25 protein-coding genes and 1 tRNA gene are annotated in these 26,724 nt (G+C 73.4%); 16 read left to right on the top strand and 10 right to left on the bottom strand.

The features are described 5' to 3' along the window. The first annotated feature begins 130 nt into the window (after positions 1-130). Positions 131-877 (top strand): DUF305 domain-containing protein, encoded by a 747-nt coding sequence (locus IE331_RS10195; RefSeq protein WP_192143071.1) that lies wholly within the window; start codon positions 131-133, stop codon positions 875-877. 25 nt (positions 878-902) lie between these two features. Here IE331_RS10195 and IE331_RS10190 read toward each other — a convergent pair whose 3' ends face one another. After that, entirely contained in the window at positions 903-1,373 is a 471-nt protein-coding gene (locus IE331_RS10190) for a GNAT family N-acetyltransferase (protein ID WP_192143069.1), read from the bottom strand. Positions 1,374-1,423: 50 nt separating this feature from the next. On the opposite strand from IE331_RS10190, the gene IE331_RS10185 reads away from it, so the two are divergent. After that, positions 1,424-2,281 (top strand): alpha/beta fold hydrolase, encoded by an 858-nt coding sequence (locus IE331_RS10185; protein WP_192143067.1) that lies wholly within the window; start codon positions 1,424-1,426, stop codon positions 2,279-2,281. Positions 2,282-2,299: 18 nt separating this feature from the next. Next, positions 2,300-3,028 (top strand): DNA repair protein RecO, encoded by a 729-nt coding sequence (gene recO, locus IE331_RS10180; protein ID WP_192143065.1) that lies wholly within the window; start codon positions 2,300-2,302, stop codon positions 3,026-3,028. A 12-nt stretch (positions 3,029-3,040) separates the two neighbouring features. On the opposite strand, the gene IE331_RS10175 is transcribed toward recO, so the two are convergent. After that, positions 3,041-3,496, bottom strand: a complete 456-nt coding sequence (locus IE331_RS10175) for a MarR family winged helix-turn-helix transcriptional regulator (protein ID WP_192143063.1) — start codon at positions 3,494-3,496, stop codon at positions 3,041-3,043. Between the two features lie 101 nt (positions 3,497-3,597). Here IE331_RS10175 and IE331_RS10170 point away from each other — a divergent pair, with 101 nt between their 5' ends. Beyond that, on the top strand, positions 3,598-4,362 hold the full coding sequence (locus IE331_RS10170) for an isoprenyl transferase (protein WP_192143061.1): 765 nt from the start codon (positions 3,598-3,600) through the stop codon (positions 4,360-4,362). On the opposite strand, the gene IE331_RS10165 is transcribed toward IE331_RS10170, so the two are convergent. Then, the gene (locus tag IE331_RS10165) at positions 4,347-7,133 is read right to left on the bottom strand and encodes an ATP-binding protein (protein WP_192143059.1); all 2,787 of its coding nucleotides are present in this window, start codon (positions 7,131-7,133) and stop codon (positions 4,347-4,349) included. The two genes, IE331_RS10170 and IE331_RS10165, sit on opposite strands and share 16 nt — an antisense overlap. A gap of 128 nt (positions 7,134-7,261) precedes the next feature. Here IE331_RS10165 and IE331_RS10160 point away from each other — a divergent pair, with 128 nt between their 5' ends. After that, a complete protein-coding gene (locus IE331_RS10160; RefSeq protein ID WP_192143057.1) occupies positions 7,262-8,341 on the top strand; it encodes a class I SAM-dependent methyltransferase in 1,080 nt (359 codons plus the stop codon). A 105-nt stretch (positions 8,342-8,446) separates the two neighbouring features. Beyond that, complete coding sequence (locus IE331_RS10155; protein WP_192143055.1) at positions 8,447-10,555, top strand: alpha/beta fold hydrolase; 2,109 nt, start codon at positions 8,447-8,449, stop codon at positions 10,553-10,555. Between the two features lie 15 nt (positions 10,556-10,570). On the opposite strand, the gene IE331_RS10150 is transcribed toward IE331_RS10155, so the two are convergent. From IE331_RS10150 to IE331_RS10135, 4 genes are read right to left on the bottom strand one after another with little or no spacing between them, the layout of a single operon-like run. Next, positions 10,571-10,975: a Fur family transcriptional regulator gene (locus IE331_RS10150; RefSeq protein WP_192143053.1), complete on the bottom strand. Its 405-nt coding sequence runs from the start codon at positions 10,973-10,975 to the stop codon at positions 10,571-10,573. Next, positions 10,962-11,960, bottom strand: a complete 999-nt coding sequence (locus IE331_RS10145; protein WP_201931531.1) for a metal ABC transporter permease — start codon at positions 11,958-11,960, stop codon at positions 10,962-10,964. The genes IE331_RS10150 and IE331_RS10145 overlap by 14 nt, the downstream gene beginning before the upstream one ends. Next, complete coding sequence (locus IE331_RS10140; protein WP_192143052.1) at positions 11,948-12,814, bottom strand: metal ABC transporter ATP-binding protein; 867 nt, start codon at positions 12,812-12,814, stop codon at positions 11,948-11,950. The genes IE331_RS10145 and IE331_RS10140 overlap by 13 nt, the downstream gene beginning before the upstream one ends. Continuing rightward, on the bottom strand, positions 12,811-13,707 hold the full coding sequence (locus IE331_RS10135) for a metal ABC transporter substrate-binding protein (RefSeq protein WP_192143051.1): 897 nt from the start codon (positions 13,705-13,707) through the stop codon (positions 12,811-12,813). Before IE331_RS10135 ends, IE331_RS10140 begins: the two co-directional genes overlap by 4 nt. Positions 13,708-13,777: 70 nt before the next feature. Here IE331_RS10135 and IE331_RS10130 point away from each other — a divergent pair, with 70 nt between their 5' ends. The 10 genes from IE331_RS10130 (at position 13,778) to IE331_RS10085 (ending at position 22,943) form a co-directional block, all read left to right on the top strand. Further along, on the top strand, positions 13,778-14,098 hold the full coding sequence (locus tag IE331_RS10130; RefSeq protein ID WP_192143050.1) for an antibiotic biosynthesis monooxygenase family protein: 321 nt from the start codon (positions 13,778-13,780) through the stop codon (positions 14,096-14,098). A gap of 86 nt (positions 14,099-14,184) precedes the next feature. Next, a complete protein-coding gene (locus tag IE331_RS10125) occupies positions 14,185-15,588 on the top strand; it encodes a glycine--tRNA ligase (RefSeq protein WP_192143049.1) in 1,404 nt (467 codons plus the stop codon). Positions 15,589-15,636: 48 nt separating this feature from the next. After that, positions 15,637-16,320, top strand: a complete 684-nt coding sequence (locus tag IE331_RS10120) for a hypothetical protein (protein ID WP_192143047.1) — start codon at positions 15,637-15,639, stop codon at positions 16,318-16,320. A 47-nt stretch (positions 16,321-16,367) separates the two neighbouring features. Further along, positions 16,368-17,519, top strand: a complete 1,152-nt coding sequence (gene dusB, locus IE331_RS10115; RefSeq protein ID WP_192143045.1) for a tRNA dihydrouridine synthase DusB — start codon at positions 16,368-16,370, stop codon at positions 17,517-17,519. Between the two features lie 153 nt (positions 17,520-17,672). After that, positions 17,673-18,587 (top strand): hypothetical protein, encoded by a 915-nt coding sequence (locus tag IE331_RS10110; RefSeq protein WP_192143043.1) that lies wholly within the window; start codon positions 17,673-17,675, stop codon positions 18,585-18,587. A 45-nt stretch (positions 18,588-18,632) separates the two neighbouring features. Continuing rightward, positions 18,633-19,916: a deoxyguanosinetriphosphate triphosphohydrolase gene (locus IE331_RS10105; protein WP_192143041.1), complete on the top strand. Its 1,284-nt coding sequence runs from the start codon at positions 18,633-18,635 to the stop codon at positions 19,914-19,916. 23 nt (positions 19,917-19,939) lie between these two features. Next, positions 19,940-21,856: a DNA primase gene (gene dnaG / locus IE331_RS10100; RefSeq protein ID WP_192143039.1), complete on the top strand. Its 1,917-nt coding sequence runs from the start codon at positions 19,940-19,942 to the stop codon at positions 21,854-21,856. Next, positions 21,853-22,377, top strand: coding sequence for a hypothetical protein (locus IE331_RS10095; RefSeq protein WP_192143037.1), 525 nt, complete (start codon positions 21,853-21,855; stop codon positions 22,375-22,377). Before dnaG ends, IE331_RS10095 begins: the two co-directional genes overlap by 4 nt. 58 nt (positions 22,378-22,435) lie before the next feature. Next, positions 22,436-22,511, top strand: a tRNA-Asn gene (locus IE331_RS10090). A 138-nt stretch (positions 22,512-22,649) separates the two neighbouring features. Next, positions 22,650-22,943 carry a hypothetical protein gene (locus IE331_RS10085; protein WP_192143035.1) on the top strand — a complete coding sequence of 98 codons (294 nt, stop codon included), beginning with the start codon at positions 22,650-22,652 and terminating at the stop codon, positions 22,941-22,943. A gap of 220 nt (positions 22,944-23,163) precedes the next feature. On the opposite strand, the gene IE331_RS10080 is transcribed toward IE331_RS10085, so the two are convergent. The 3 genes from IE331_RS10080 to IE331_RS10070 form a co-directional block, all read right to left on the bottom strand. Next, positions 23,164-23,904, bottom strand: a complete 741-nt coding sequence (locus IE331_RS10080) for a PIG-L deacetylase family protein (RefSeq protein ID WP_192143033.1) — start codon at positions 23,902-23,904, stop codon at positions 23,164-23,166. A gap of 53 nt (positions 23,905-23,957) precedes the next feature. Next, positions 23,958-24,245 carry an SHOCT domain-containing protein gene (locus IE331_RS10075; protein ID WP_201931529.1) on the bottom strand — a complete coding sequence of 96 codons (288 nt, stop codon included), beginning with the start codon at positions 24,243-24,245 and terminating at the stop codon, positions 23,958-23,960. A gap of 106 nt (positions 24,246-24,351) precedes the next feature. Beyond that, the gene (locus IE331_RS10070; RefSeq protein ID WP_192143031.1) at positions 24,352-26,700 is read right to left on the bottom strand and encodes a xanthine dehydrogenase family protein molybdopterin-binding subunit; all 2,349 of its coding nucleotides are present in this window, start codon (positions 26,698-26,700) and stop codon (positions 24,352-24,354) included. Positions 26,701-26,724 lie beyond the last annotated feature (24 nt).

The following is a 26,724-nucleotide window of genomic DNA, read 5'->3' as shown; positions in this document are numbered from 1 at the left end:
GCGCCGGGAGCGCTCCATGATCGAGTGGGGGTGGTACGTCGATTCATGGTGGCACCTTCCGAGGGAGTGGGTCGCCTGATACTTGCACCGGCGGCTCGGTGGCCACAAGATGTCCGTGCAGGTAACTTCGGTGGGCTCTCGGGAGGACGAGGTGTACGACGTGGCGGGTGCTCGACGTGCGGCTCCGAGGGCGATCGTGGTTGCGCTGGTGGCGGTGCTGACGCTTGCCGGGTGCACGGCCGGCGAGGGCGCGGACGATCCGGCCCAGGCCGGTGCGGAGCCCACGGCGACGTCCTCGGCCGACACCGAGGCGCTCAGCAAGATCCTGCAGCCGGGCCGTCCGGGTGAGGCCAACGCGACCCTCGACCCCGACACCACGCTCGAGGAGACCGAGTGGAACGAGGTCGACGCCCGCTTCGTCCAGATGATGATCCCGCACCACGCGCAGGCGCTCGAGATGACCGCGCTGGCCCGCACCCGGGCCCGCGACGAGCGGGTTGCCTCGTTGGCCCGCCGGATCGAGGGCACCCAGGGGCCCGAGATCCAAGGCCTCGCCGCCTGGCTCCAGGCCCGCGGCCTCGGCGTGCCCGAGGTGCACGACCACAGCACGCACGACCACGACGGGGACGACGACGAGCCGATGATGGCCGGCATGCTGTCACCGGCACAGATGGACGAGCTGGCCGCCGCCAAGGGCGGGCGGTTCGACCGGCTGTTCCTGACCGGGATGATCGCCCACCACCAGGGCGCGGTCGACATGGCGGACGAGCAGATGACCGAGGGCGCCGACCTGCTCGCCAGCGAGATCGCCTCGGAGATCTTCGCCGGTCAGTCGGCCGAGATCGACCGGATGCGGGAGCTTCGCTCGGCGCTGTGACGGCCGGGTGGCGAGACGCTCGCCCTCAGCCAGCGGGGAGCACGTAGCGCCACACCAGCAGGTCGGACCCCTCCCGCAGCGGCTCCGACTCCCCGGTGGGGACGAAGCCGAAGTGCGTGTAGGTGGACTCTGCGGCGGTGTTGCCCTCGACGACGTCCAGCGTCACCCGCTGCCCCTGCGTGCGGGCGTGGTGCACGAGCTCTCCGAGCACGGCGGTGGCCAGGCCGCGACCGCGGTGCTCCGGCGCGGTCCACATCCCGACGACCTGCATCCAGCCGGGCGTCGAGGAGAAGCCACCACCGATCGCGGCCGGCTCGCCGCCGGCGAACGCGACCACGGACAGGCCGCCGGACCGCTGCCGCCAGTCCGACTCGGTGAAGGCCAGCTCCCGCTCCACGGTGGAGCAGTACGCCTCCGGGGCGTCGGCGAGTGCCCGCAGCCGCAGGTCGCGCAGCAGCTCCCAGTCGTCGGCCTCCAGCACCCGGATCGTGTCCACATCCGCAAGCCTCGCACTCTCCGGCCGCTCCAGCGACTAGGTTTTGCGCCATGACGACCACCCCACTGGTCTCGGAGCGGATCGGCCAGTTCTTCCTCGGCGAGGACCGGCTGGAGTACACCGAGTACGGCGCCGGTGGGCGCTGGGTGGTCCTGGTCCACGGGCAGCTGATGCCGCGCCGGATGCACCAGCCGTTGGCGCGGGCGCTCGCGGCCCAGGGGTGCCACGTCGTGACGCTCGACCTGCTGGGCCACGGCCGTTCGGACCGACCCGCGGACCCGCTGGTCTACTCGATGACCGCGTTCGGTGAGCAGGTGCTCGCGCTCCTGGACCACCTCGGCGCGGACCAGGCGGTCATCGGAGGCACCTCGCTGGGGGCCAACGTCTCGTTGGAGGTGGCGGTGCTGGCCCCCGAGCGGGTCCGGGGGCTGCTGGTCGAGATGCCGGTGCTCGACAACGCCCTCGAGTTCGGGCTCGTCGTGTTCGGGCCGATGATGCTCTGCGCGCGCTACCTGCCGTTCACGGTCGGGGCCCTGCGCCGGGTAACCCGGCCGGTCCCGCGCGGCCTGGTGCCGTTCTGGGCGGGGATCGTGCTGGACACGCTGGACCAGCGCCCGGCCGCGATGGCCGCCACCCTGCACGGCATCATCTTCGGCCGGATCGCGCCGCCGTCCCGCCAGCGTCGGGAGATCACCGCGCCGACGATGGTCGTCGGCCACCCGGCGGACCCGATCCACCCGGCCGCCGACGCCGCGATGCTGGCCGAGGAGGTGCCGGGGGCGAGGTTCGTGCGCGCCCGCAGCATCCTGGAGTGGCGGGTCGCCCCGCAGCGGCTCGACGCGGAAGCGGCGGACTTCGCGACGAGCTGCTGGGAAACACCACCGGCGGAGCGGCGCTCCGGCAGCTGAGCACGGCACAATGGGCGGGTGCCCCTCTACCGCGCCGAAGCCGTCGTGCTGCGCACCCACAAGTTGGGCGAGGCGGACCGGATCATCACCCTCCTGACCCGCTCGCAGGGCCTGGTCCGCGCGGTGGCCAAGGGGGTGCGCAAGACCACCAGCCGCTGGGGGTCCCGGCTGGAGCCGTTCACCCACGTGGACCTGCAGCTGGCCGAGGGTCGCAACCTCGACGTGATCACCCAGGCCGAGACGCTGACGCCGTTCTCCTCCCACCTCGGCGAGGACTACGAGCGGTACACCGCCGGCACCGTGATGCTCGAGACGGCCGAGAAGCTGGTGGCCGAGGAGCGCCAGCCGGCGCTGCAGCAGTTCCTGCTGCTGGTCGGCGGCCTGCGGGCGATGACCAGCCACGACCATCGGCCGCACCAGGTGCTCGACTCCTACCTGCTGCGCTCCCTGTCGGTCGCCGGCTACGCCCCCTCGTTCGACGGCTGCGCCCGGTGCGGCGAGGAGGGGCCGCACCGCTGGTTCAGCCCGGCGGCGGGCGGCATCCTCTGCTCGGCCTGCCGGGTGCCCGGCTCGGCGAACCCGTCGTCGGAGACCGTGGCCCTGCTCGGCGCGCTGCTGGCCGGTGACTGGGAGCTGGTCCGGCGGGTCGAGCCCCGCCACCTCCGGGAGGCCAACGGCCTGGTCGCCGCCTACCTGCAGTGGCACCTCGAGCGCGGCCTGCGGTCGATGGCGTACGTCGAGCGCTGAGGCCCGCGGCACCTAGTCCGGAACGGCGTCGTGGGCGTCCCAGTCGTCGATCGTCCGGTTGAAGCGGGTCAGCGCGGTCATGAAGGCGGTCCGCTCGTCGAGGGTCCAGTCGGCCAGGATCGCGTCGAGCATGCGTCGCCGGTGCGCCCTGGCCTCGCCGATCGCCACGCGTCCCTCGTCGGTGAGGCTGAGCAGCGAGGCGCGGCGGTCGGAGGCGTCCACGGTCTTGGCGGCCAGACCCAGCCGCACCACCGCCTGCACCTGGCGGGTGATCGTGGACGGGTCGAGGCGGAAGGCCGCCGCGATCGCCCCGAGCCGGTGCGGTCCCTCGTCGGCGATCAGGCAGAGGATGCCGTAGGCCGAGCGCTCCAGCTCGACCTCGCCGGAGGAGGTCTGCACGTGGATCGCCTGGGTGCGCCGCAGCAGCGTGAACAGCTGCTGCTCGATCTGGTCGTTCGGATTCTGCACGGGCACCGCTATCGGTCGTCGTCCCGGGCCATGTCGTCTCCTGCCGGGACTCTTGACGGGGAAGCATAGGGCCGATCATGGCGGGCCCCTAGGGTTGGCTCGTGTCGCGAACAGTCCGCCCTCCCCGCCCGCACCCCAGCGGCGCCCGCCCCCCCGACGTACCCCGGGCACTGGTGCCCCGGCACGTGGCCATCGTCATGGACGGCAACGGCCGGTGGGCCAAGGAGCGCGGGCTGCCCCGCACGGCAGGCCACGAGCAGGGGGAGTCCTCGCTGTTCGACGTGGTCGAGGGCGCGATCGAGATCGGGGTGAAGGCGATCTCGGCGTACGCGTTCTCCACGGAGAACTGGTCCCGTTCGCCCGACGAGGTGCGGTTCCTCATGGGGTTCAACCGCGACGTCATCCGGCGTCGGCGCGACGAGATGCACGAGCTCGGGGTGCGGGTCCGCTGGGCCGGGCGGGCGCCGCGGCTGTGGAAGTCGGTGATCCGGGAGCTGCAGGTCGCCGAGGAGCTCACCCGGGACAACGACGTGTGCACGCTGACGATGTGCGTGAACTACGGCGGTCGGGCGGAGGTGGCCGACGCCGCCCGCTCCATCGCCCGGGCGGTGGCGGAGGGGCGGCTGAACCCGGACAAGGTGGACGAGAAGGTCTTCGCGAGGCACCTCTATGTGCCCGAGCTGGCCGAGGCCGACCTGGTGTGGCGGACGTCGGGGGAGCAACGGCTCTCCAACTTCATGCTCTGGCAGGCCGCCTACAGCGAGTTCGTCTACTCCGACGTGCTGTGGCCGGACGTGGACCGCCGTGACCTGTGGGCGGCGATCGACACCTACGCCCGCCGGGACCGGCGCTACGGGTCGGCCTGACCCGTCTCGCCCGGAGGATCGTCCCCGACGGGGCCGACGGGGCGCGGTCGGAGCTCCGGGTCGGCGGCCCACCGCTCGACGAGCTCCGCGCGCGAGCCGATCCCCAGCTTCAGGTAGACGTGGCGCAGGTGGTACTCGACCGTCTTCGGGCTCAGGAAGACCGCGGCCGCGGCCTCCCGCGTGGTCCGGCCCTCCGCCAGGAGGGTCGCGATCTGCAGCTCCTGCGGCGTGAGCTGGCGGTCGGCCCCGGTGACCCGGCGGCGCACCCGCTCACCGGTGGCGGCCAGCTCCGCGGCGGCGGTCGCGGCCCACGGGTCGGCGCCGAGGGACTCGAACGTCTCGAGGGCGGCCCGGAGCGGGGCACGGGCCTCGGACCGCTGCCGCTCCCGCCGCAGCCACGCCCCGTACGCGAGCCGGCTGCGGGCGCGCTCGAACGCGTCCGGGGTCGCGGCGTGCAGCCGCAGCGCCTCCTCGAAGTTCCCCGCCGGGTCCGCTCCGGCGAGGGCGAGAGCCCGGTGGGCGCGCGCCAGGGCCCAGGGCTGGCCCTTGGCGGAGGCCGAGCGGTGGAAGGCCTCCGCGGTCGCGAGCGCCGGCTCCGGGGTGCCGGCCCGGCCCCAGCACTCGACCAGCTCCGGCACCGGTGACAGGTCGGGGTCGACGACGGAGAGCTCCTCGAGCAGACGCTGCAGTGCGAGGTAGTGCTCGGTCGCCTGCTCGGTCCGGCCCAGGCCCAGCTCCAGGTCGCCCTGGGCGAAGAGCAGCCAGGCCCGGCCGAAGTTGATGCGGCTGGGCTCGCAGATCCCGGCCGCGGCGGCGACGCACTCGCGGGTCTCGGACTCGCGTCCCTGCCGGGCCAGGAGCCAGGCCAGCCCGGCCCGGGCCGCGCCCTCGTCGGTGCGGTGGCCGGTCTCCGCGGCCAGCCTGATCGCCTCCAGGAAGGAGCCCTCCGCGGCCGCCCACCGGTTGGTCGTGGCGTCGTCGCGGGCCAGGTGGAACAGCAGGAAGGGGAGTGCGCCGAGCGCCACCCGGTCCCGGGCGCTGGCCACGACCTCGTCGATGAGCCGGCGCGCGTCGCCGGAGTCCCGCAGCCAGATCGGGGCCAGCACCTGCCACGGCAGCCAGCGCGGGTCGTCCTCGGACCCGGCCGGGCTGCCGCGGGCCGGCACCCCCTCCCGGATCCGTTCGGCACCCTCACCGCCCCGGCCGGCGATGATCAGCGCGACACCGGTCGCGGTGGCGGCCAGGCCGCGGGCCCAGGGGGAGGTCAACCGCTCGGCGACCGCCTCGATCTGGCCGGCGACCGACAGCGCCCGCGGGACGTCGCACAGGTACAGCGCGGCATAGATCGCCTCGGCCATGAGCAGCACCGCCTCGTCGGGATCGTCGGCGGCCCGACGGGCGGCGGCGGAGGCCAACAGGCTGGTGGCCTCGGACAGAGAGCCGGAGCGGGCCGCGACGATCCCGCGCAGTGCCATCTCGCGGATCCGGACCTCCGGATCCGTGGTCAGCCGAGCCGCCTCGTCGAGCAGAGGCACAGCCTGCTCGGTGAGCCCGGCGAACCAGGCGGCCTCGCCCGCCGACACCAGTCGCTCGGCGCGCCGCCCGGTGTCGGTGCTGAGCCGGGCGGCCCGCTCCAGGCTGCGGGCGGCGACGGCATGCGCTCCGCGGGCGGTCGAGGCCTCCGCCGCCTGCTCGAGCCGGTCCGCCACGGCGTCGTCCGGCCCGGTCGCGGCCTCCGCCAGGTGCCAGGCGTAGCGGTCCAGCCGGCTCTCGCCCACGGTCTCGGCGATGGCCGCGTGGGCGGCCCGGCGCTCCTCCGGCTCGGCCGACTGGTAGCTGACCGCCCGGACCAAGGGGTGCAGGAACTCCACCCGCTCACGGGTGAGCCGCACCAGTCCCGCCCGCTCGGCGGTGCCGACGCGATCGGCATCGAGACCGAGCCGGGCGCAGGCACCCAGCAGGTCGGGCCGGTCCAGGGCGCCGGCCGCCGCGACGAGGAGCACCGCACGGGACGCCTCGTCCAGGCCCGCCAGCCGGGCACCGAACGCCTCCGCCAGCAGGCCGGGCACGGGCAGGTGCTCGACGCCGTCGGCGACCAGCCGGTCCTGGGAGGACGACATCTCGAGCGCGGCGAGCGGGTTGCCCGCGGTGACCTCGAGCAGCCGGCTCATCTGCCCCTCGGTGAGTCCCCGGTGCGCCACCAGGTGCCGGGTGGCCTCGGGAGCCAGCCCACCCAGTCGCAGCTCGGTGATCCCGGCGGTCAGGCCGGGGGAGTCGAGCGGCCGGGAGCCGAGGAGGACGGCGACCGAGTCCGTGCCGAGTCGCCGGGCCGCGAACAGCACCGCCTCCACCGAGGGCCGGTCCATCGCATGCAGGTCGTCGACGACCGCGACCAGGGGCTGGTCCTCCGCCGCGCGGCAGATCAGCCCCAGCGTGGCGGCGTACACCGCGAACCGCTCCGCCGGACGGCCGGGGAGCATCGCGAACGCCTGGGCGAGCGCCTCCGCCTGGGGTGTGGGCAGCCGGGACCGCACGTCCAGGATCGGGCGCAGCAGCTGCAGGAGCCCGGCGAAGGGGATGTCCTGCTCGGTCTCCGCGCCACGCGCGCGGAGCAGGGTCATGTCGCCGGCGAGGCCCTCGGCCTCCTCCAACAGCGCACTCTTGCCGATGCCGGGCTCGCCGACGACGACGAGCGCGCCGCCCGACCCGGCGCGCGAGCCCGCGAGCAGCCGGCCGATCACCCGCCTCTCGGCCTCTCGTCCGACCAGCACCTGTCGAGGGTAGCGACCGTCGGCGCCAGGGGGTGCCGGCCGACGACCAGGGGGTGCACCGGATACGAGCACCCCGGCGGCGCCCCGACGCTGGGAGTCCGACACCGAGCAGGAGAAGGAACAGATCCATGACCGATGTACAGGTAGAACCGCAGGTCGACCTCGACACGCTGATGGCGTTCGTCTTCCGGGCCGTCGACGAGGTCGGCGCCACCCTCAACACGGCACTGGTGGTGCTGGGCGACAAGCTCGGCTACTACCGCTCCCTCAAGGCCTCCGGGCCGACCACCCCGAGTGGTCTGGCCGAGGACACCGGCACCTCCGAGCACTACGCCCGGGAGTGGCTCAACGCCCAGGCCGCCGGTGGCTTCGTGGAGTACGACCCCGCCTCCGGCCGCTACACGCTGCCCCCCGAGCAGGCGGTGGCGCTGACCGACGAGAGCAGCCCGGCGTTCCTGCCCGGCCTGTTCCAGATCGCCCTGGGGACGGTCAGCGACTCCGACCGGATCGTCGAGAAGGCCCGCGAGGGCACCGGCTTCGGCTGGCACGAGCACAACGGCGACGTCCACGTCGGGTGCGAGCGGTTCTTCCGCCCCGGCTACAACGCCCACCTGGTCGCCGAGTGGCTCCCGGCGCTCGACGGTGTCGTCGACAAGCTCACCGCGGGGGCACGGGTGGCCGACGTGGGCTGCGGGCACGGGGCCTCCACGATCCTCATGGCCCAGGCGTTCCCCCGGTCGACCTTCATCGGCTCGGACTACCACGCCGAGTCGATCGCCGTGGCCCGCAGCCGGGCCGAGGAGGCGGGGGTGGCCGACCGGGTCTCGTTCGAGGTGACCCCGGCACAGGGCCTGGCCGGCCAGACCTTCGACCTGGTCACGATGTTCGACACCCTGCACGACATGGGAGACCCCGTGGGGGCTGCCCGGCGGGTCTACGACGTGCTCGAGGAGGACGGCACCTGGATGATCGTCGAGCCGATGGCCGGCGACCGCGTCGAGGACAACCTGAACCCGGTCGGCCGGGCGTTCTACGGGTTCTCCACGCTGCTCTGCACGCCCGCGTCCCTGTCGCAGGAGGTGGGGCTCGCGATCGGGACCCAGGCCGGGCCGGCCAGGATCCGGGACATCACCACCACCGCCGGGTTCTCCCGGTTCGACTCGGTGGCGCAGACGCCGTTCAACCGGGTGCTGCAGGTGCGCCGGTGACCGAGCGGTCCCCGGTCACGCCCGTGCTCCGCCCGCCCGCTGGACACACCCGGCGGGCGGGCGGAGACTGGCGGTCACTCCAACGACCAGGGGTGGTGGGCGCGGATGCGTGCGAGACTGCCTGACCAGTCCGGCTTCGTCGAGCGCGACGGAGTGCGGGTCGCCTGGGAGGAGTTCGGGTCGGGACCGGTCACGGTCCTGCTGATGCCGACCTGGTCGATCGTCCCGTCCGCGTCCTGGAAGGCCCAGGTGCCCTACCTGGCCCGGCACTTCCGGGTGGTCACCTTCGACGGCCGGGGCTCGGGCCGCTCCGACCGGCCCGAGGGCACCGAGGCCTACCTCGACGAGCAGTTCGTGGCCGACGCCCTCGCGGTCCTCGACGCCACGGGCACCGAGCGCACCGTGGTCGTCGGCTTCTCGTGCGGCGCCCCGTGGTCGCTGAAGCTGGCCCTCGAGCAGCCGGGGCGGGTGCTCGGCGTGGTCGCCATCGGGCCGGCGCTCGCCCTGACGTCCGGCAAGGACGACACCCTGCGGCGTGAGTTCGCCGTGCGTCCCCCCGACGGCGAGGCGTGGCCGCAGTACAACAAGCACACCTGGCTCGAGCGGGACTACGACGGCTTCCTGCGCTATTTCTTCGGCCACCTGTTCAGCGAGCCGCACTCCACCAAGCAGATCGAGGACGGTGTCGGCTGGGGCCACGAGATCGGCCCGGAGCGCCTGGTCGACACCGAGCAGGCCCGCCTGTGGTGCCGGACGGCGGGCTTCGCCGACGCCCTGCCCGCGATCACTGCGCCGGTGCTCGTGGTGCACGGTGACCACGACCGGATCCGCGACCACGCGGACGGCGTGCGCCTCGCCGAGCTCACCGGCGGCTCGCTGGTGACGGTCGCCGGCGGCGGCCACGCGCCGCACCTGCGGGACCCGGTGGCGGTCAACCACCTGATCCGGGACTTCGTCGACCGGGTGGCGCCCGAGCCGACGCGCCGCACCTGGACCCGCGCCGTACGCCGGCCCCGGCGCGCCCTCTACCTGTCCTCGCCGATCGGGCTGGGCCACGCGCGGCGTGACCTGGCCATCGCCACCGAGCTGCGCAAGCACCACCCGGACCTCGAGGTCGACTGGCTGACCCAGGACCCGGTCGCGGGGATGCTGGAGGGAGCCGGCGAGCGGGTGCACCCGGCCTCGGCGTGGCTGGCCAGCGAGTCGGCGCACTTCGAGGACGAGTGCGCCGAGCACGACCTGCACGCGTTCCAGGCGATCCGGCGGATGGACGAGATCCTCGTCAACAACTTCATGGTCTTCTCCGACCTGGTCGCCGAGGAGCACTACGACCTCGTCGTCGGCGACGAGGCGTGGGACGTCGACTACTTCCTGCACGAGAACCCCGAGCTGAAGCGCTTCGCCTTCGCCTGGCTGACCGACTTCGTCGGCTGGCTGCCGATGACCGAGGGTGGGGAGGCGGAGGCCCGGCTGACCGCCGACCACAACGCCGAGATGCTGGAGCAGCGGGAGCGCTACCACCGGGTGCGCGACGCCTCGGTGTTCGTGGGCAACCCCCGCGACGTGGTCCCGGCCGACTTCGGGCCCGGCCTGCCCTCGATCCGGAGCTGGACCGAGGCGAACTTCGACTTCGCCGGCTACGTCACCGGCTTCGACCCGCCCGGCCCCGCCGACCGGGCCCGGCTGCGCTCGCGGCTGGGCTACCGGCCCGACGACGTGCTGTGCGTGGTCACGGTCGGCGGCTCCGGGGTCGGCGAGCCGCTGCTGCGCCGGGTGCTCGACGCGGTGCCCCGGCTGCGGCGTACCGTCCCGGAGCTGAAGTTCCTCGTGGCCACCGGCCCGCGCATCGACCCGGCCACGCTGCCCCGCCGCCAGGGGGTCCGGGTCCGGGGCTACCTGCCGGACCTGCACCGGCACCTGGCCGCGGCCGACGTGGCGCTGGTGCAGGGCGGGCTCACGACGTGCATGGAGCTGACCGCCTGCGGTGTCCCGTTCGTCTACGTCCCGTTGCGCCGGCACTTCGAGCAGAACCACCACGTCCGGCACCGGCTGGCGCAGTACGACGCCGGGCGCTGCCTGGACTACGAGGACCTGAGGGACCCGTCGCTGATCTCCGACGCCCTGCTCGGCGAGCTGCGGCGAGAGCGGCCCTACCGCCCCGTGGAGACCGACGGCGCGGCCCGCGCCGCCGCCCTCCTCGCCCCCCTCCTCTGAGGCCCACCTGCGGGACTATCCCGAGAGGCAGGCCGGGCAGGTTCCGAAGATCTCGAGGTGGTGGCTGAGGTCGGCGTAGCCGTGCTCGTCGGCGATGGCGCGGGTCCAGCGCTCGACGGCGGGGCCCTCCACCTCGACGGTGGCCCCGCAGGTGCGGCAGACCAGGTGGTGGTGGTGGGTGGGGGAGCAGCGCCGGTAGACGGCCTCGCCCTCCTCCGTGCGGAGTACGTCGACCTCGTCGGCGTCGGCGAGCCGCTGCAGGGTCCGGTAGACGGTGGCCAGGCCGACCGTCTGACCGCGTGCGGTCAGCAGTCCGTGGATCTCCTGGGCCGAGCGGAAGTCGTCGAAGCTCTCGAGCACCTCGGCGACCGCCCTCCGCTGCCGGGTCGGTCGGCCGGCGGGTCGGTCAGTGCTCGTCATAGTGGCTCCCGTGGGGTGCGTGCCGGTGCCCGTCGTGGACGTAGTCCACGTGGTCGCCGTGCGGCACGGCGGGGTGGCCGCAGTCGTCGCCGTGCACGTGCGGATGCTCCTCGTCGGTGACGTCGTGCCCGATCACCGGCACCTCCGCGAACGGCGCCCGCAGGCGCTGCCGGCGACGGAGCCAGGCGCCGATCGGCCACATCACGACGAATCCGGCCAGCGCGAGCACGACGATCGTGGGCCCGGGGGAGACCCGCCACTGGTAGGACGCGAACGCCGAGAGGACCAGCCCGCCCAGTGAGGCGACGGTGCCCAGCCCCATGGCCAGGCCGAGCGTGGTCCGGAAGCTGCGGGTCACCTGCTGCGCCGTGGCCACCGGCACCACCATGAGCGCGGAGACCAGGAGCAGCCCCACGGTGCGCATCGCCACGGTGACCGTCACGGCCGCGAGCACCGCCACCAGGACGTTGTGGAAGCGGACGCTCAGGCCCGCGACCCGGGCGAACTCCTGGTCCTGGGCGACGGCGAACATCTGGGGCATCAGTCCGACGCAGACCACGATCACCAGCGCCGCGAGCGCCATGGTCGCCCAGACGTCGGCCCCGGAGATCGTGGTGATCGAGCCGAACAGGTAGGCGTTGAGCTGGTTCGCGCTCTGGTCGGCGATGCCGGTGATCAGCACGCCCCCCGCGATGCCGCCGTAGAACAGCAGCGCGAGCGCGACGTCGCCGTTGGCGTGGCCGCGCTCGCGGATCACCTCGATGAGCACCGCGCCCAGCGTGGCCACGATGACGGCGGTCCAGGTCGGCGAGGTGCCGGTGAGCAGTCCGAGCGCCACGCCGGTCACGGCCACGTGCCCGATGCCGTCGCCCATGAGGGCCAGCCGGCGCTGCACCAGGTAGGTGCCGACGGCGGGGGCGGCGAGCCCGGTGAAGGCGGCCGCGATCATCGCGCGGACCATGAAGTCCAGGGTCAGGATGTCCACGGGTGGCCCTCCCGGTCGGCGGCGGCGTCCAGCGGGCTGGCGACGTGCGGGGCGTGCGGGTGCTGGACGGGCCCGGGGTGGTGGTCGTGGTGGTGGTGGGCGTGCCGGGCGTCGAGCAGCGAGGCGTGCTCGTCGTCCTCGACGAGCGGGGGGCCGTCGTAGGCGACCCGGCCGTCGCGCATGACCACGGCCCGGTCGACCAGCGGTGCCAGCGGTCCGAGCTCGTGCGCGACCAGGAGCACGGTCGCGCCGCGCTCCTTGAGCAGCCCGAGCGAGGTGGCGAGGGTCCGTTGGTTCGGCAGGTCCACGCCCGCCGTCGGCTCGTCGAGGACGAACAGCTCGGGCTCGCCGGCCAGCGCTCGGGCGATCAGCACCCGCTGCTGCTGGCCACCCGACAGGGTGGCGACGCCGTCGCGGGCGCGGTCGGCCAGGCCGACCACCTCGAGCGCGTCCGCGATCGCCCGCCGGTCGTGCCGGCGCAGCGGGCGCAGCCAGCGGCGCCGGGTCAGCCGGCCGGAGGCGACGATCTCCCAGACCGAGGCGGGTACGCCGCTCGCGGCACTCGCCCGCTGCGGGACGAAGCCGACCCGGTGCCAGTCCCCGAAGTCGGCCAGCGCCGTCCCGAAGAGCCGCACCTCCCCACCGGAGAGCGGGCGGAGTCCGGTCACGGCCCGGACCAGCGTGGACTTGCCGGACCCGTTGGCCCCGAGCAGGGCGACGAACTGGCCGGCCGGCACGCCGAGCGTGATCCCGCGCAGCACCGGTCGGCCGCCGATGGCGACCGAGGCGTCGGTGACCTCGAGGGCGGCCGGGCCGGAGCCGGTGGCGTCGGCGGCCTCGGTGGCGAGGTTCATCCGCACCCGTTCGCCCTGGCGAGCGCGTCGAGGTTGCTGCGCATGAGGGACGCGTAGTCCTCGCCCCGGGTCTCCTCGCTCAGCCCCTCGATCGGGTCGAGCACCGCCACCTCGAGGCCGAGGTCGTCGGCGAGGGTCTCGGCGGTCTTGCGGCTGACCAGCGTCTCGGCGAACACCGTGGTGAGGTCGGCGTCGCGGGCCAGTTCCTGGAGCCGGGCCAGGTCGGCCGGAGTGGGCTCGGCGTCGGGGGAGAGGCCCACGATCGGCTCGAGGGTCAGGCCGTACTTCGCGAGGTAGCCGAAGGCGTCATGGTTGACCACCACCACGTCGCGGGCACAGTCGCCGAGCCGGGCGGCGTACTCCGCGTCCAGGGACTCGAGGTCGTCGCGCAGGGCGGCCGCGTTGTCGGTGAAGGACTCGGCCGCTCCGGGGTCGATCCCACCGAGACGCTCGGCGACGGCGTCGCCGAGGTCGGCCATGAGCAGCGGGTCGAGCCAGAAGTGCGGGTCGTCCCGGTCGCCCCCGGCCGTGGGCCGGAGCTCGACGGACTCCGCGACGTCGAGCACCTCGCCGGTCGCGTTCTGGTCGACGGCGGCGTCCACGGCCGCCTGGAAGTCGCGCTCGTGGACGACCAGGGCGGCGTCGGAGACCTGGGCGGTCTCCTTCACCGTGAGCTCGAGGTCGTGCGGCTCGGCGCCGGCCTGGGTGAGGTTCGTGACCTCGAACCGGTCGCCGGCGACCCGCTCGGCGACGTACTGCAGGGGGTAGAACGCGGCCACGACGCTGCCGCCGGCCGACTCGTCGCCCTGTCCGAGCGCGGAGCACGCGGTGAGCGGGAGGACGGCGGCGAGCGTCGCCACCGCCAGGCGGGACGGCACGTGCGAGATCTTCATGAGAACGATTCTCAGCGGTAATGAGAATCATTGTCAAATGGGCCGGACGGGTGGGCGCTAGGGTCGTGCCGTGCTGGTGGTGAGCAGGTTCCGGGTCCCGGAGGCCGAGGCGGAGGCGTTCCGGGCCCGCGTGACCCGGGCCCACGCCCTGCTCGCCGCGCGCCCCGGCTGGGTGGAGGGCCACGTCGGCCGCAACGTCGACGACCCCGAGCTCTGGGTGCTCCAGACCCGGTGGGTCAACGTCGGCGCCTACCGCCGCGCCCTCTCCGCGTACGACGTCAAGGTCGGCGCGGTCCCACTGCTGAGCAGCGCCGTCGACGAGCCGAGCGCCTACGAGCTCGTCGAGCCGGGAACCGACCTCAATGTCCACGGGACCAGGTCGTTAGGCTGACCCCTTCACGACCGGCAGCCAGCCGGCCGAACGTGGTTCCGGGACGGGCCTGACGGCCCTCCCCGACCAGCGAAGGAGTGCACCCCGTGGCCAAGTCCACCGCCCCCAACGCCGCCGTCGACGCGGTGGTCTCCCTGGCCAAGCGCCGGGGGTTCGTCTACCCCTGCGGTGAGATCTACGGCGGCACCCGGTCTGCCTGGGACTACGGCCCGCTCGGGGTGGAGCTCAAGGACAACATCAAGCGCCAGTGGTGGCGGGCGATGGTCCAGGCCCGCGAGGACGTGGTCGGCCTGGACTCCAGCGTGATCCTGCCGCGCCAGACGTGGGAGGCCTCCGGGCACGTCGACACGTTCACCGACCCGCTGACCGAGTGCCAGTCCTGCCACAAGCGCTACCGGGCCGACCACCTCCAGGAGGCGTTCGCCGAGAAGAAGGGCATCGAGGACCCGGACACGGTCCCGATGGCCGACATCGCCTGCGCCAACTGCGGCACCCGCGGCGCGTGGACCGAGCCGCGCCAGTTCTCCGGCCTGCTGAAGACCTACCTCGGGGTGCACGAGGACGAGTCCGGCCTGCACTACCTGAGGCCCGAGACGGCCCAGGGCATCTTCCTCAACTTCGCCAACGTCGTGACCTCCAGCCGCCGGAAGCCGCCGTTCGGCATCGCCCAGATCGGCAAGTCCTTCCGCAACGAGATCACCCCCGGCAACTTCATCTTCCGCACCCGCGAGTTCGAGCAGATGGAGATGGAGTTCTTCGTCAAGCCGGGGGAGGACGAGGAGTGGCACCAGTACTGGATCGACGAGCGCACCCGGTGGTACACCGACCTCGGCATCGACCCGGACAACCTGCGCCACTACGAGCACGCCGAGGAGAAGCTCAGCCACTACTCCAAGCGGACCGTGGACATCGAGTACCGCTTCGGCTTCGCCGGCTCGGAGTGGGGTGAGCTCGAGGGGATCGCCAACCGCACCGACTTCGACCTGACCACGCACGCCAAGCACTCAGGCCAGGACCTGTCCTACTTCGACCAGGCCGCCGACGAGCGCTACACGCCGTACGTCATCGAGCCGGCGGCCGGGCTCTCCCGCAGCCTCATGACCTTCCTGGTCGACGCCTGGTCGGAGGACGAGGCGCCGAACACCAAGGGTGGCGTGGACAAGCGGACCGTGCTCCGGCTGGACCCCCGCCTGGCCCCGGTGAAGGTCGCGGTGCTGCCGCTGTCCCGCAACGCCGACCTCTCGCCGAAGGCGAAGGACCTGGCCGCGGAGCTGCGCCGGAGCTGGAACATCGACTTCGACGACTCGGGGGCGATCGGGCGTCGCTACCGCAGGCAGGACGAGATCGGCACGCCGTACTGCGTGACCGTGGACTTCGACACCCTCGACGACCACGCGGTGACCGTCCGGGAGCGCGACAGCATGCAGCAGGAGCGGGTCGGGCTGGACCGGATCAGCGAGTACTTCGGCAGCAGACTCCTCGGAGCCTGAGGCGTGGTTCGACGTCGACGACCCGGGGTCGGCATGCACAATGTGCGCATGACCTCCCTTGGCCTCCGTCGGGTGTCCCTGCTGCTCGCCTCCGCGCTGCTCCTGGCCGGCTGCGGCAGCGGTGGCGACGAGGAGGAGGCCGCTCCCGGCGGGACGGCCGAGGAGGCGCCGAGCTCGGAGTCGACGGCGAGCGGCTCGGCCGAGCCCGAGGAGGACGGGCTGACCCCGCCCGGCAGCGAGCTGGAGCTGAAGCAGTCGGCGACCTTCACCTGGCAGCCCAAGCAGAAGGTCGAGGGCACCGTCGAGGTGCGGGTCGACCGGCTGAAGCGGACCACGATGGCCGACTTCGCCGCCTTCAAGCTGGACAAGGCCATGCGCCGCTCCATCCCCTACTACGTGCAGGTGCGGGTCAAGAACCTCACCGACGAGAACCTCGGCGGGGTCGAGCTGCCGCTCTTCCTGGACAACGGCTCCGACGTGCTGTTCCCGTCGGCCCGGATCACGAGCTCGTTCAAGCCCTGCCCGAGCCGACCGCTGCCCAAGAAGTTCACGAAGGGCAAGAAGGCGGACCTGTGCCTGGTCTTCCTCTCCCCGGAGAAGACCGAGCTCGAGGCGGTGGCGCTGCGACCGAGCGAGGCGGACGAGCCGATCACCTGGACCGGCAAGGTCGCCGGGAGCCCGGACGAGAAGCAGGAGAAGCAGGGCAAGAAGGGCAAGAAGAAGGACTCCTGACCGACCCGGATTTGGGGCCGACCCGGCCCGCGGCCGACAATGTCGCCATGGTCACGTCGGTCCCGAGCCCCACCGCGACGCTGCAGCTGGGCAGCCTGCGCGTGCCCACCCCCGTGGTGCTGGCGCCGATGGCCGGGATCACCAACGCCGCCTACCGGAGGCTCTGCGCCGAGCAGGGGGCCGGGCTCTACGTCTGCGAGATGATCACCTCCCGCGGGCTGGTCGAGGGCGACGCGGTGACCCGCTCGATGCTGGTCTTCGACGACCTCGAGTCGGTGCGCAGCGTCCAGCTCTACGGCACCGACCCGGTCTACGTCGGCAAGGCCGCGGAGATCCTCTGTGCCGAGTACGGCGTGGCGCACATCGACCTGAACTTCGGCTGCCCGGTGCCCAAGGTGACCCGCAAGGGCGGGGGCGGGGCGCTGCCCTGGAAGCGGGGGCTGCTGGCCGAGATCCTCGAGAGCGCGGTCCGGGCGGCCGCGCCGTACGACGTGCCGGTCACGATGAAGACCCGGCTCGGCCTGGACGAGGACCACCTCACCTATCTGGACGCCGGCCGGATCGCCCAGGAGACCGGCGCCGCGGCGATCGCCCTGCACGGCCGCACCGTCGCCCAGGCCTACTCCGGGCAGGCCGACTGGGAGGCGATCGGCGAGCTCGTGCGGCACGTCGACATCCCGGTGCTCGGCAACGGCGACATCTGGGAGGCCGCCGACGCGCTCCGGATGGTCGCCGAGACGGGGGCGGCCGGCGTGGTCGTCGGGCGCGGGTGCCTCGGCCGGCCGTGGCTGTTCCGGGACCTGGCAGCGGCGTTCGCCGGGGAGTCGGTGGCGACGCTGCCGACGCTCGGCGAGGTGCGGGCGATGATGCGGCGGCATGCCGAGCTGCTGGCCGAGCACATGGGGGAGGAGCGCGGCTGCAAGGAGTTCCGCAAGCACGTCTCGTGGTACCTCAAGGGCTTCCCGGCGGGCAGCACGCTGCGGCACGCCCTGGCGCTCGTCGACTCGCTCGCCACCCTGGACGTCCTGCTCGCCGAGCTCGACCCGGAGGCGCCGTTCCCGGTCGGGGAGCTGGGCACGCCGCGGGGCAGGCAGGGCTCGCCGCGCAAGCGCGTGGTGCTGCCCGAGGGCTGGCTCGACGACACCGACGGCTCGGGTGCCGGCATCGCCGAGGAGAGCCACGAGTCCTCCGGAGGGTGACCGCGACCACGTCCCGGGTGAGGTGAAACACCGCAGATCGGGGCGTCCGAAATGGGACATTCCGTGGGCGTCTGTGCTTGACTCGCACTTCGTGCCCACTTCTCCCCGAGATGCGGCACGTTGCCATGTCAGCAATCGCAAAGGATCAGCGCTGTGGCTCACCTACGCCACAAGCGGGACGCCAATGCCCGCCGTATCCCCTCCGCCGCAAAGATCGCCGCACCCGTCGCCGTGTTCGTGACCCTCGGGGTCGTCGGCGCCGGCGTGGTCACCACGGACCCCGACGTGCGTGAGGCGTTCGCCGCCGCCAACGGAGCATCCATCGCCCAGGTCAGCGCCTCCGAGCGCAAGGACGAGTTCCTCTCGAGGTCCTTCTCCCGCACCGACGGCTCCCAGGCCCGCGGCGTCGCCGCCCGGGTGGCCGACCGGAAGGCGACCGCCAAGGCGATCCGCCAGGCCGACACCAAGCTGTGGACCACGGTCGACCTCAACCTGTGGACCGAGCCCGGCAAGAAGGCCAAGAAGACCGGCATCGTGATGGCCGAGAAGAAGGTCCTCGTCACCGGGCGCCGCGCCAACGGCCGCGCCGAGGTGGTCCTCGACGAGAAGGCCTTCTGGGTCACCGCCGACTACCTGAGCAAGGACAAGCCCGAGCAGGAGGAGGAGGTCGTCGAGACCGAGTCCGAGGGGTCCGACGAGTCCGCCCCGGCGGCCGGCGGCACCTGCTCGAACGGCACCTCCGTGCCGAGCGGCGTCAGCTCCAACATCGTCAACGTGCACGCGTCGGTCTGCGGGGCCTTCCCGGAGATCACCACCTACGGCACGCTCCGCGGCGGCGGTGGCGACCACGGCTCCGGCCGTGCGGTCGACATCATGGTCAGCGGCAGCCGCGGCTGGCAGGTGGCGAACTTCGTGCGCGACAACGCCGGCTCGCTCGGCGTGAGCTACGTGATCTACTCGCAGAACATCTGGTCCGTCGAGCGTGGCGGCGAGGGCTGGCGGGGCATGTCCGACCGCGGGTCGAGCACCGCCAACCACTACGACCACGTCCACGTCTCGACGTACTGACCGCGACGGGTCGGCCGTCGGCGGGGACCGCTAACCTCGCTGGCGATGACCGACCTCGAGCACTACGACGACGCCGCGCGTGAGCGGCTCGTCCCGGAGCCACCCAAGCGGGTGGCCGCCCCCGAGCGCACTCCGTTCGAGCGGGACCGGGCACGAGTCGTGCACGCGGCGGCGTCGCGTCGTCTGGCGGCCAAGACCCAGGTCGTGGGGCCGCAGACCGACGACTTCGTCCGCAACCGGCTCACCCACAGCCTCGAGGTCGCCCAGGTGGCCCGCGACCTGGCCCGGGCGCTCGGCTGCCAGCCCGACGTCTGCGAGACCGCGGCACTGGCCCACGACCTGGGGCACCCGCCGTTCGGCCACAACGGCGAGCGGGTGCTGGCCGAGCTCAGCACCCCCGCGGGCGGCTTCGAGGGCAACGCCCAGACGCTGCGGCTGCTGACCCGGCTGGAGGCGAAGACCTTCGACCCGGACGGTCGCTCGGTCGGGCTGAACCTGACCCGGGCCACCCTGGACGCCTGCACGAAGTACCCCTGGCCGCGGTCCGCGGCGGACGCCCCGCAGGGCGTGCAGGCCGACGGCTCACCCCGCGTGGTGGTCAAATTCGGCGTCTACGACGACGACCGACCGGTCTTCGACTGGGTCAGGCGGGGCGTCGCCGGCCCGGGGCAGTGCCTCGAGGCGCAGGTGATGGACCTGGCCGACGACGTGGCCTACTCCGTGCACGACGTCGAGGACGGCATCGTGGCCGGCAAGGTGGACCTGACCCGGCTGGACACCGCGGCCGCCTGGCAGACCGTCCGCGGCTGGTACCTCCCCGAGGCCGACGACGACCTCCTCGACGACGTGCTGGCCGGTCTGCGGCGGCAGGGCAGCTGGCCGGAGACGGCGTACGACGGGACCCGGCGCTCGCTGGCTGCCCTGAAGAACCTCACCAGCGACCTGATCGGCCGCTTCTGCGGCGACGTGCAGGCCGCGACGTTCGCCGCCGCCGACGGCCCCTTCGTCCGGTACGCCGCCTCCCTGGTCGTCCCGGAGCGGACCCGGCTCGAGATCGGCCTGCTCAAGGGCATCGCCGCGCACTACGTGATGGCCACCGACGACCGGGTCGCGCTCATGGTCCGGCAGCGCGAGCTGCTCGCCGAGCTGGTCGGCGTGCTGCTCGAGCGCGGGCCGGACGCCCTCGACGCGCCCTTCGCCGACGACTGGCACGGTGCCGCCGACAACGCGGGCCGGCTGCGGGTGGTGGTCGACCAGGTCGCCTCCCTCACCGACGCCTCCGCCGTCAGCCGGCACGCACGCCTGTGCGGCACCCCGAGCGGCACCTGACCGCGGGACGTAGACTCCGCGACGTGGCAGGGCGGATCAGGGACGACGACATCGCGGAGGTCCGCGAGAAGGCGGCCATCGACGAGGTGGTCTCGTCCTACGTCACGCTCCGCAACGCCGGTGGCGGGTCGATGAAGGGGCTGTGCCCGTTCCACGACGAGAAGTCCCCGTCCTTCCACGTCACCCCGGCTCGGCAGTTCTTCCACTGCTTCGGGTGCCAGGAGGGCGGCGACGTCTTCAGCTTCCTCATGAAGATCGACGGCATCACCTTCATCGACGCCGTCGAGCGGATGGCGGAGAAGTACGGCGTCCAGCTGCGCCGGGAGGACGGCCCGGGACCGTCGTCCCGCCCGCAGGGGCCGCCCCGGGCCCGGCTGATCGAGGCGCACCGGCTGGCGCAGGAGTACTACGCCGAGGCACTCGCCGGCCCGGACGCGATCGTGGCCCGGCAGTTCCTCGACACCCGCGGGTTCGACCAGGAGGCGGCCGGCACCTTCGGCGTCGGGTTCGCCCCGCGCGACGGCGACGCGTTGCTGAAGCACCTGCGCCAGAAGGGGTTCAGCGACACCGAGCTGGTCACCGCCGGGCTGGTCGGCGAGGGTCGCAGCTTCTACGACCGGTTCCGTGGTCGCCTGGTGTGGCCGATCCGCGACGCCAGCGGCGACACGATCGGCTTCGGCGCGCGGCGGATCTTCGACGACGACCGGATCGACGCGAAGTACCTCAACACCCCCGAGACGCCGATCTACAAGAAGTCGCAGGTGCTCTACGGCATCGACCTGGCCCGCCGCGAGATCGCCCGGGCCTCGCAGGCGGTCGTCGTCGAGGGCTACACCGACGTCATGGCCTGCCACCTCGCCGGCGTGGGCACCGCGGTGGCCACCTGCGGCACGGCGTTCGGCGACGACCACGCCCGGGTCCTGCGCCGATTCCTGCACGACCACGAGGAGTTCCGCGGGGAGGTGATCTTCACCTTCGACGGCGACGCCGCGGGCCAGAAGGCGGCGCTGCGAGCGTTCGGTGGCGACCAGAACTTCGTCTCCCAGACCTACGTCGCGATCTCACCGGACGGCCTCGACCCCTGCGACCTCCGGCTCGAGCAGGGTGACCCCGCGGTGCGCGAGCTGGTCGCCCGGCGGGTGCCGCTCTACCGGTTCGTGCTCTCCAACGTGCTCACCCGCTACGACCTCGACCGCGCGGACGGCCGCGTGGACGCGCTCCGCGAGGCGGCCCGGCTGGTGAGCAGCGTGCGGGACCGGTCCAAGGTCGACGCGTTCACCCGTGAGATCGCCTCCACCATCGGCGTCGACGTCGACGAGGCGCGGGCCGAGGTGCGCCGGGCCACCGCCCGCGGGTCCCGACCCGAGTCGCGCGGCCGGTCCGGCACGGCTCCCGGTCAGTCCGGTCAGTCCGGGCAGCCCGGGGCCGCCGAGCCGGCCGGTCCGCCGGCACCACCCGTGCCCGACCTGCGGGACCCGCGCTTCTCGATCGAGCGGGAGACCCTCAAGCTGGTCCTGCACCACCCCGGGCTGGTCGGGCGGTCCGCGAAGGACGTCGACGCCGACGACTTCACCCATCCGACCTACCGCGCGGTGTGGGCGGTCCTGGAGGCCGAGGGCGGCGTGGACGCCGGCGTGGCCGACCCGGGCTGGGCGGCGCGGCTGCGGGACCGGACCACCGACCCGGCCACCTCCTCGGCGCTGAGCGCGCTCGCGGTCGAGCCGATCCTCTCCGCCAAGGAGCCGGACACCGGCTACGTCCACAAGTACGTCTACCGGCTCCAGGAGCTCACCACGCTGCGCCGGATCACCGACCTGAAGAGCAAGCTGCAGCGCACCAACCCGGTCGAGCACGCCACCGACTACAACCGCATGTTCGGCGAGCTGGTCGCCCTCGAGCAGCACCGCCGCGAGCTGCGGGAGCGGGCGATGGGCTCGTGATCGGCCGGATCGCCCGGCGCGACCAGGAGCCGTCCGGCCGCGGCCAGGAGCTCCTGCGCCGGCACCCCGTGCGGAGCGGCGAGAAGGCGCTGGCCGGAGCCGCACTGGCCGACGGCAGCGCCGCGGTCGGGACCCGGGAGGCGCTCTACGTCGGCGAGCGGCGGATCCCGTGGGAGAGCGTGGAACGGGCCGACTGGGACGCCGAGACCTCCACCCTGCACGTGCTCGGGGTCGGGTCGTGGGGCGACCCGCGACCGACGTACGACCTCGAGCTGCCCGACCCCGGCCGGCTGCTGCAGCTGGTCCGGGAGCGGGTCACGGCGAGCGTCGTCCTCCAGCGGCACGTGGCCGTCGAGGGCCGTCGGGGGTTCTACGTCATCGCCCGCCGGGCGCCGACAGGCGGCAATGCGACGCTGACCTGGCTCTACGAGTTCGACGAGGGGATCGACCCGGAGGACCCGGAGGTGGCCCGACTCGCCGAGGCCGCGCTCGAGGTCGCCCGCGGCGAGGTCGGCGACTGAGAACCGATTTCGCCCGCCCGGCTCGTCCTTGCTATCGTCTCCCTCGCTGCCAACACGGTCCCCTGTAGCTCAACTGGCAGAGCATTCGGCTGTTAACCGGAGGGTTGCTGGTTCGAGTCCAGCCGGGGGAGCCAGAGACGAACCGGGCCTGATCACCGCAAGTGGTCTAGGCCCGGTTCGGCATTTTCGGGCCTGGCCGAGACCTCCCCCCGGCTCCGTCGTTGACCCCGGCACGAACCACTCATCAGACGGGGGTAGAGACAATGGCTGGAATGCACGCTGCAGGGGTTGGCCGGGTGTGGGAGTTCACGTACGTCGACGAGGGTGGTGCGGTGTACGCGCTCCGCCAGACCCGTCGTGGCGGTGAGCCGGAGGCGCGGATGCTCTTCCCGCAGCCGCAGTACCTCGGCCCGGTCTCGTCCGCGGACCGCTTCGGGCCCCGTCGCAGCAAGCGCGAGTTCCGCACGTGGTGCGAGCGCTTCATCGCCGGTGAGCGGGTCCGTCCGGCCCGGCGTCACTCGTTCCAGCTGGCCCCGTTGCACCGGCGTCCGCTGCTCCAGGGCTAGGGCCCGAGGGGCCGGCGGTCCGGTGGTTCGGTGGTCCAGACCGCCGTAACCGCCTCCGGGCCGGGCTCGTTGTGCGGGCAAGGGTGTGTGTCGGTCAATCCCATCCCTCCCACCACGACCGGCACGGTGCCCGCCGACCTGACCCGGTGTCACATGGGGTGCACCGGAGCGGCGGGCACCGCCCCACCCTCTCGGGGACGGTCTCGGGCGGAGGTCCGGATCAGGAGCCCCAGCCCATCGGGAACACCTCGAACGGGGCGGCCAGCGCGACGCCGAGTCGTTGGCCGGTGGGGCGGGCCATCCCCTCGAGGAACTCCCGGGCGTCCCAGTCCTCCCAGCCCAGCCCCTCGATGTAGGCCGAGTGCGCCTCCAGCGAGGCGACCCCGGCGTCGAAGGTGTCACCGGTGTCCACGGCGTGGGTGGAGTCGGGGGAGCCGAACGCCCAGACCGCCCGGACCCCGCCCCACGGCTCGACGCCGTCGGTGACCTGCTCGGGGAAGATCCACCGGTTCCCCGCGTCCCGCACCGCGTCCAGAACCGCCTTGCCGACGGCGATGTGATCGGCCTGGTTGAGGTTGCTGCCGCCCCAGGTGTCACGCAGGTTCCCGGTGATGACGATGTCCGGGCGGTGCCGGCGTACGACGGCGGCGAGCTCGCGGCGCAGGGCGACGCCGTACTCCAGGATCCCGTCGGGCAGGCCGAGGAAGTCGACCACGTCGACGCCCACGATCCGGGCGGACTCGACCTCCTCCGCCTCCCTGACCCGACGGCACTCGTCGGGCTCGAGGCCGTCGATGCCGGCCTCCCCGCTGGTCACCATGCAGTAGGTGACCTGCTTGCCCTGCCCGGTCCAGCGGGCGACGGCGGCGGCGGCGCCGAACTCCATGTCGTCGGGGTGGGCGACGACGCACAGCGCCCGCTCCCAGGTCTCGTCCAGCGGCTCGAGCGGTTCGGGTCTCATCCGTCGAGCATCCCACCTCGGGGCGGGTGCCGGCAGCCCCGCAGCGGCCGGGGTCAGCCCGACGAGCGGAGCAGCTCGCGGCGCCGGCTGAACTCGTCGGCGTCGATCTCGCCGCGCGCGAACCGCTGGGCCAGCAGGCGCTCCGCCTCGCTCTCGGTGCCGGCGACGCCGCCCCGGTCGCCCCGGCCACCCCCGAGCCCGCGCAGGACCAGGTAGGCCCCGAGCAGCAGGAGCGACCAGAAGGTCAGCATGAACAGGCCCATCAGGATCCAGGCGCCCGGTCCCCAGCCGCCGTCGTGGTCGTACCCCATGCCGTCGAAGCCCCACATCGCCTCGTCCACCTGCCTCGTTCGACGGGGTGCGTCCCCGTCCTCCCCTGAGCGTGCACCCCCACCGGACGCGGGCCCAGAGCCGAAGGTCCCGCCCCGGTCGGGCCGCACGACAGGGTCAGATGTTGCCGCCCTCCTCGGCGGCGACCTGCTCCAGCTCCAGGCCCTCGAACGCCGCCGGCGGCTCCGACCAGGGGTCGGGGAGCTCGCCGGCCGCTGCGGCGCGGATCGCGCTGGCGACCCGGGCGGGGGAGAGGGGCAGGTCGAGGTGGCGGACCCCGAGGTGGCTGAGCGCGTCGACGACCGCGTTCTGCACCGCGGGGGTGGCGCCGACCGTGGCCGACTCGCCGATCCCCTTGGCTCCGAGCGGGTTGCGGGGCGTCTCGGTCACGGTGTTGGCCAGCGTCATGGGCGGGATGTCGACGGCGCTGGGCATCAGGTAGTCGGCGAACGTCGAGGTGACCGGGTTGCCGGCCTCGTCGTAGCGGAACTCCTCGAACAGCGCCTGCGACACCCCCTGCGCGAGGCCGCCCATCTGCTGGCCGGCCACGATCGTCGGGTTCACGATCCGCCCGCAGTCGTCGACGGCCACGTGGCGCAGCTGCCGGACCCGGCCGGTCTCGGTGTCGACCTCGACGACGGCGACGTGGGCGCCGAACGGGTACGTCGCCCCGGCCGGCGCGAAGTCGTGCTCCGCGGCCAGCGGCTCATCCGCCTCCGCGACCACCGCGGCCCACCCGACGCCGGTGCCGGGGGCTCCGGCGACGCCGAAGATGCCGTCGGCGAGCTCGATGTCGTCGACGCTGGCCTCCAGCAGGTCGGCGGCGACCTGCCGGGCCCGGGCGAGCACCTCGTCCGCGGCGCCGAGCACGGCGCTGCCGCCGAGCTGCAATGACCGGGAGCCGCCGGTGCCCTCGCCGCGGGGCACCAGGGCGGTGTCGGACTGCTCGTAGCGCACCGACTCCAGTGGCACCCCGAGTCGGTCGGCGACCAGCATCGAGAACGACGTGGCGTGCCCCTGACCGTGCGCCGAGGTGCCGGCCCGCACGACGACGGTGCCGTCCTGCTCGACCGAGACCGTGCCGAACTCGCCGCCGCCACCGCCGGTGACCTCCACGTAGCAGGCCAGGCCGATGCCGAGCTGGACGACGTCGCCGCGCTCTCGACGCTCGGCCTGCTCCCGGAGCAGGGCGTCGTGGTCGGCCAGCCGCAGCGCCTCGTCGAGCGCGGTCGCGTAGTCGCCGGTGTCGTAGGTGGTGCCGACCGCGGTCGTGAACGGGAAGTCCTCCGGTGCCGGCAGGTTGCGGCGCCGGATCTCCACCGGGTCGAGGCCCAGCTCGTCGGCGGCGAGGTCGACCATCCGCTCGATCATCGCCGTCGCCTCGGGGCGGCCGGCTCCCCGGAAGGCGCCGTTGGGGGTGGTGTTCGTGGCCGCGGCGATCGCGGAGTAGTCGATGCGCGGGATGTCGTAGACCCCTGCCGCCATCGACAGGGTGGGGCCGCCGGCCAGGGTGCCCCCGAAGCCGCCGTACGCCCCGCAGTCGCCGACCACCCGGCAGCGCAGTCCGGTGATCCGGCCGTCGGCGCTGAGCCCGAGCTCGGCGTACTGCACCTGACCGCGGCCGTGCATCGAGAGCATCGCCTCGGAGCGGGTCTCGGTCCACGCGACGGGGCGGCCGAGCTGGCGAGCGACGGCCGCGGCCACGACGTGCTCGGCGGGGAGCCCGGCCTTGCCGCCGAACGCGCCCCCGACGTGCGGGGCGACGACGCGGACCCGCCCGACCTCGAGGCCGAGGGCGCGGGCCGCGGCGCGCTGGGCCACGTGCGGCATCTGGGTGGACATGTGCAGGGTGAGGTCGTGCTGGTCGTCGGGCGAGCCGGGGACCGCGACCACGGCGTTGCCCTCGATGGGGGCGACCGCCAACCGCTGGTTGAGGATCCTGGCCCGGACCACCCGCTCGGCGCCGTCCAGCGCACCGTCCTGCCCGCTGCGGACCGACTGCACGACGTTGCCGGGGACGTCGTCGAACTGCTGTGCCGCACCCTGGGCGAGCGCGGCCTCCATGTCGACCACCGGCTCGAGGTCGTCGTAGTCGACGTCGACCAGCTCGGCCGCGTCGACCGCCTGGGCCCGGGTCTCGGCGACCACCACCGCGACCGCCTCACCGACGAAGCGGACCCGGTCGGTGGCCAGCGGGGGCCGGGCGCAGCGCGGGTCGGTGCGCACGAACGGGAAGCCGGGCCGCAGGCCGAGGTCGGCGGCGGTGCGTACGGCGACCACGCCCGGCGCCTGAGCCGCGTCGCCGGTGTCGATGCCGGCGAGCGTCGCGTGGGCGTACGGCGACCGGACGAAGGCGGTGTGCAGGGTGCCGTCGAGGCGGAGGTTGTCGACGAAGGTGCCTCGGCCCCGGATCAGGTCGGGGTCCTCGACGCGCGGGACGGCGTTGCCCAGGATGGATCCGGTCATGGCGCGCAGACTACGCCCGGGACC

The organism is Nocardioides donggukensis, assembly GCF_014842875.1.
Classification (GTDB): Bacteria; Actinomycetota; Actinomycetes; order Propionibacteriales; family Nocardioidaceae; genus Nocardioides; species Nocardioides donggukensis.
The sequence above is the reverse complement of the archived record's forward strand: the minus strand, read 5'-3'. Positions and strand labels throughout refer to the sequence as shown.

What these genes read in the sequence shown, in the direction of transcription:
- IE331_RS10185 (WP_192143067.1), top strand. Translation starts at nt 1,424, where the DNA reads ATGACGACCACCCCACTGGTCTCGGAGCGGATCGGCCAGTTCTTCCTC.
- IE331_RS10160 (WP_192143057.1), top strand. Translation starts at nt 7,262, where the DNA reads ATGACCGATGTACAGGTAGAACCGCAGGTCGACCTCGACACGCTGATG.
- IE331_RS10155 (WP_192143055.1), top strand. Translation starts at nt 8,447, where the DNA reads ATGCGTGCGAGACTGCCTGACCAGTCCGGCTTCGTCGAGCGCGACGGA.
- IE331_RS10150 (WP_192143053.1), bottom strand. Translation starts at nt 10,975, where the DNA reads ATGACGAGCACTGACCGACCCGCCGGCCGACCGACCCGGCAGCGGAGG.
- IE331_RS10140 (WP_192143052.1), bottom strand. Translation starts at nt 12,814, where the DNA reads ATGAACCTCGCCACCGAGGCCGCCGACGCCACCGGCTCCGGCCCGGCC.
- IE331_RS10135 (WP_192143051.1), bottom strand. Translation starts at nt 13,707, where the DNA reads ATGAAGATCTCGCACGTGCCGTCCCGCCTGGCGGTGGCGACGCTCGCC.
- IE331_RS10120 (WP_192143047.1), top strand. Translation starts at nt 15,637, where the DNA reads ATGACCTCCCTTGGCCTCCGTCGGGTGTCCCTGCTGCTCGCCTCCGCG.
- dusB (WP_192143045.1), top strand. Translation starts at nt 16,368, where the DNA reads ATGGTCACGTCGGTCCCGAGCCCCACCGCGACGCTGCAGCTGGGCAGC.
- IE331_RS10105 (WP_192143041.1), top strand. Translation starts at nt 18,633, where the DNA reads ATGACCGACCTCGAGCACTACGACGACGCCGCGCGTGAGCGGCTCGTC.
- IE331_RS10085 (WP_192143035.1), top strand. Translation starts at nt 22,650, where the DNA reads ATGCACGCTGCAGGGGTTGGCCGGGTGTGGGAGTTCACGTACGTCGAC.
- IE331_RS10080 (WP_192143033.1), bottom strand. Translation starts at nt 23,904, where the DNA reads ATGAGACCCGAACCGCTCGAGCCGCTGGACGAGACCTGGGAGCGGGCG.
- IE331_RS10070 (WP_192143031.1), bottom strand. Translation starts at nt 26,700, where the DNA reads ATGACCGGATCCATCCTGGGCAACGCCGTCCCGCGCGTCGAGGACCCC.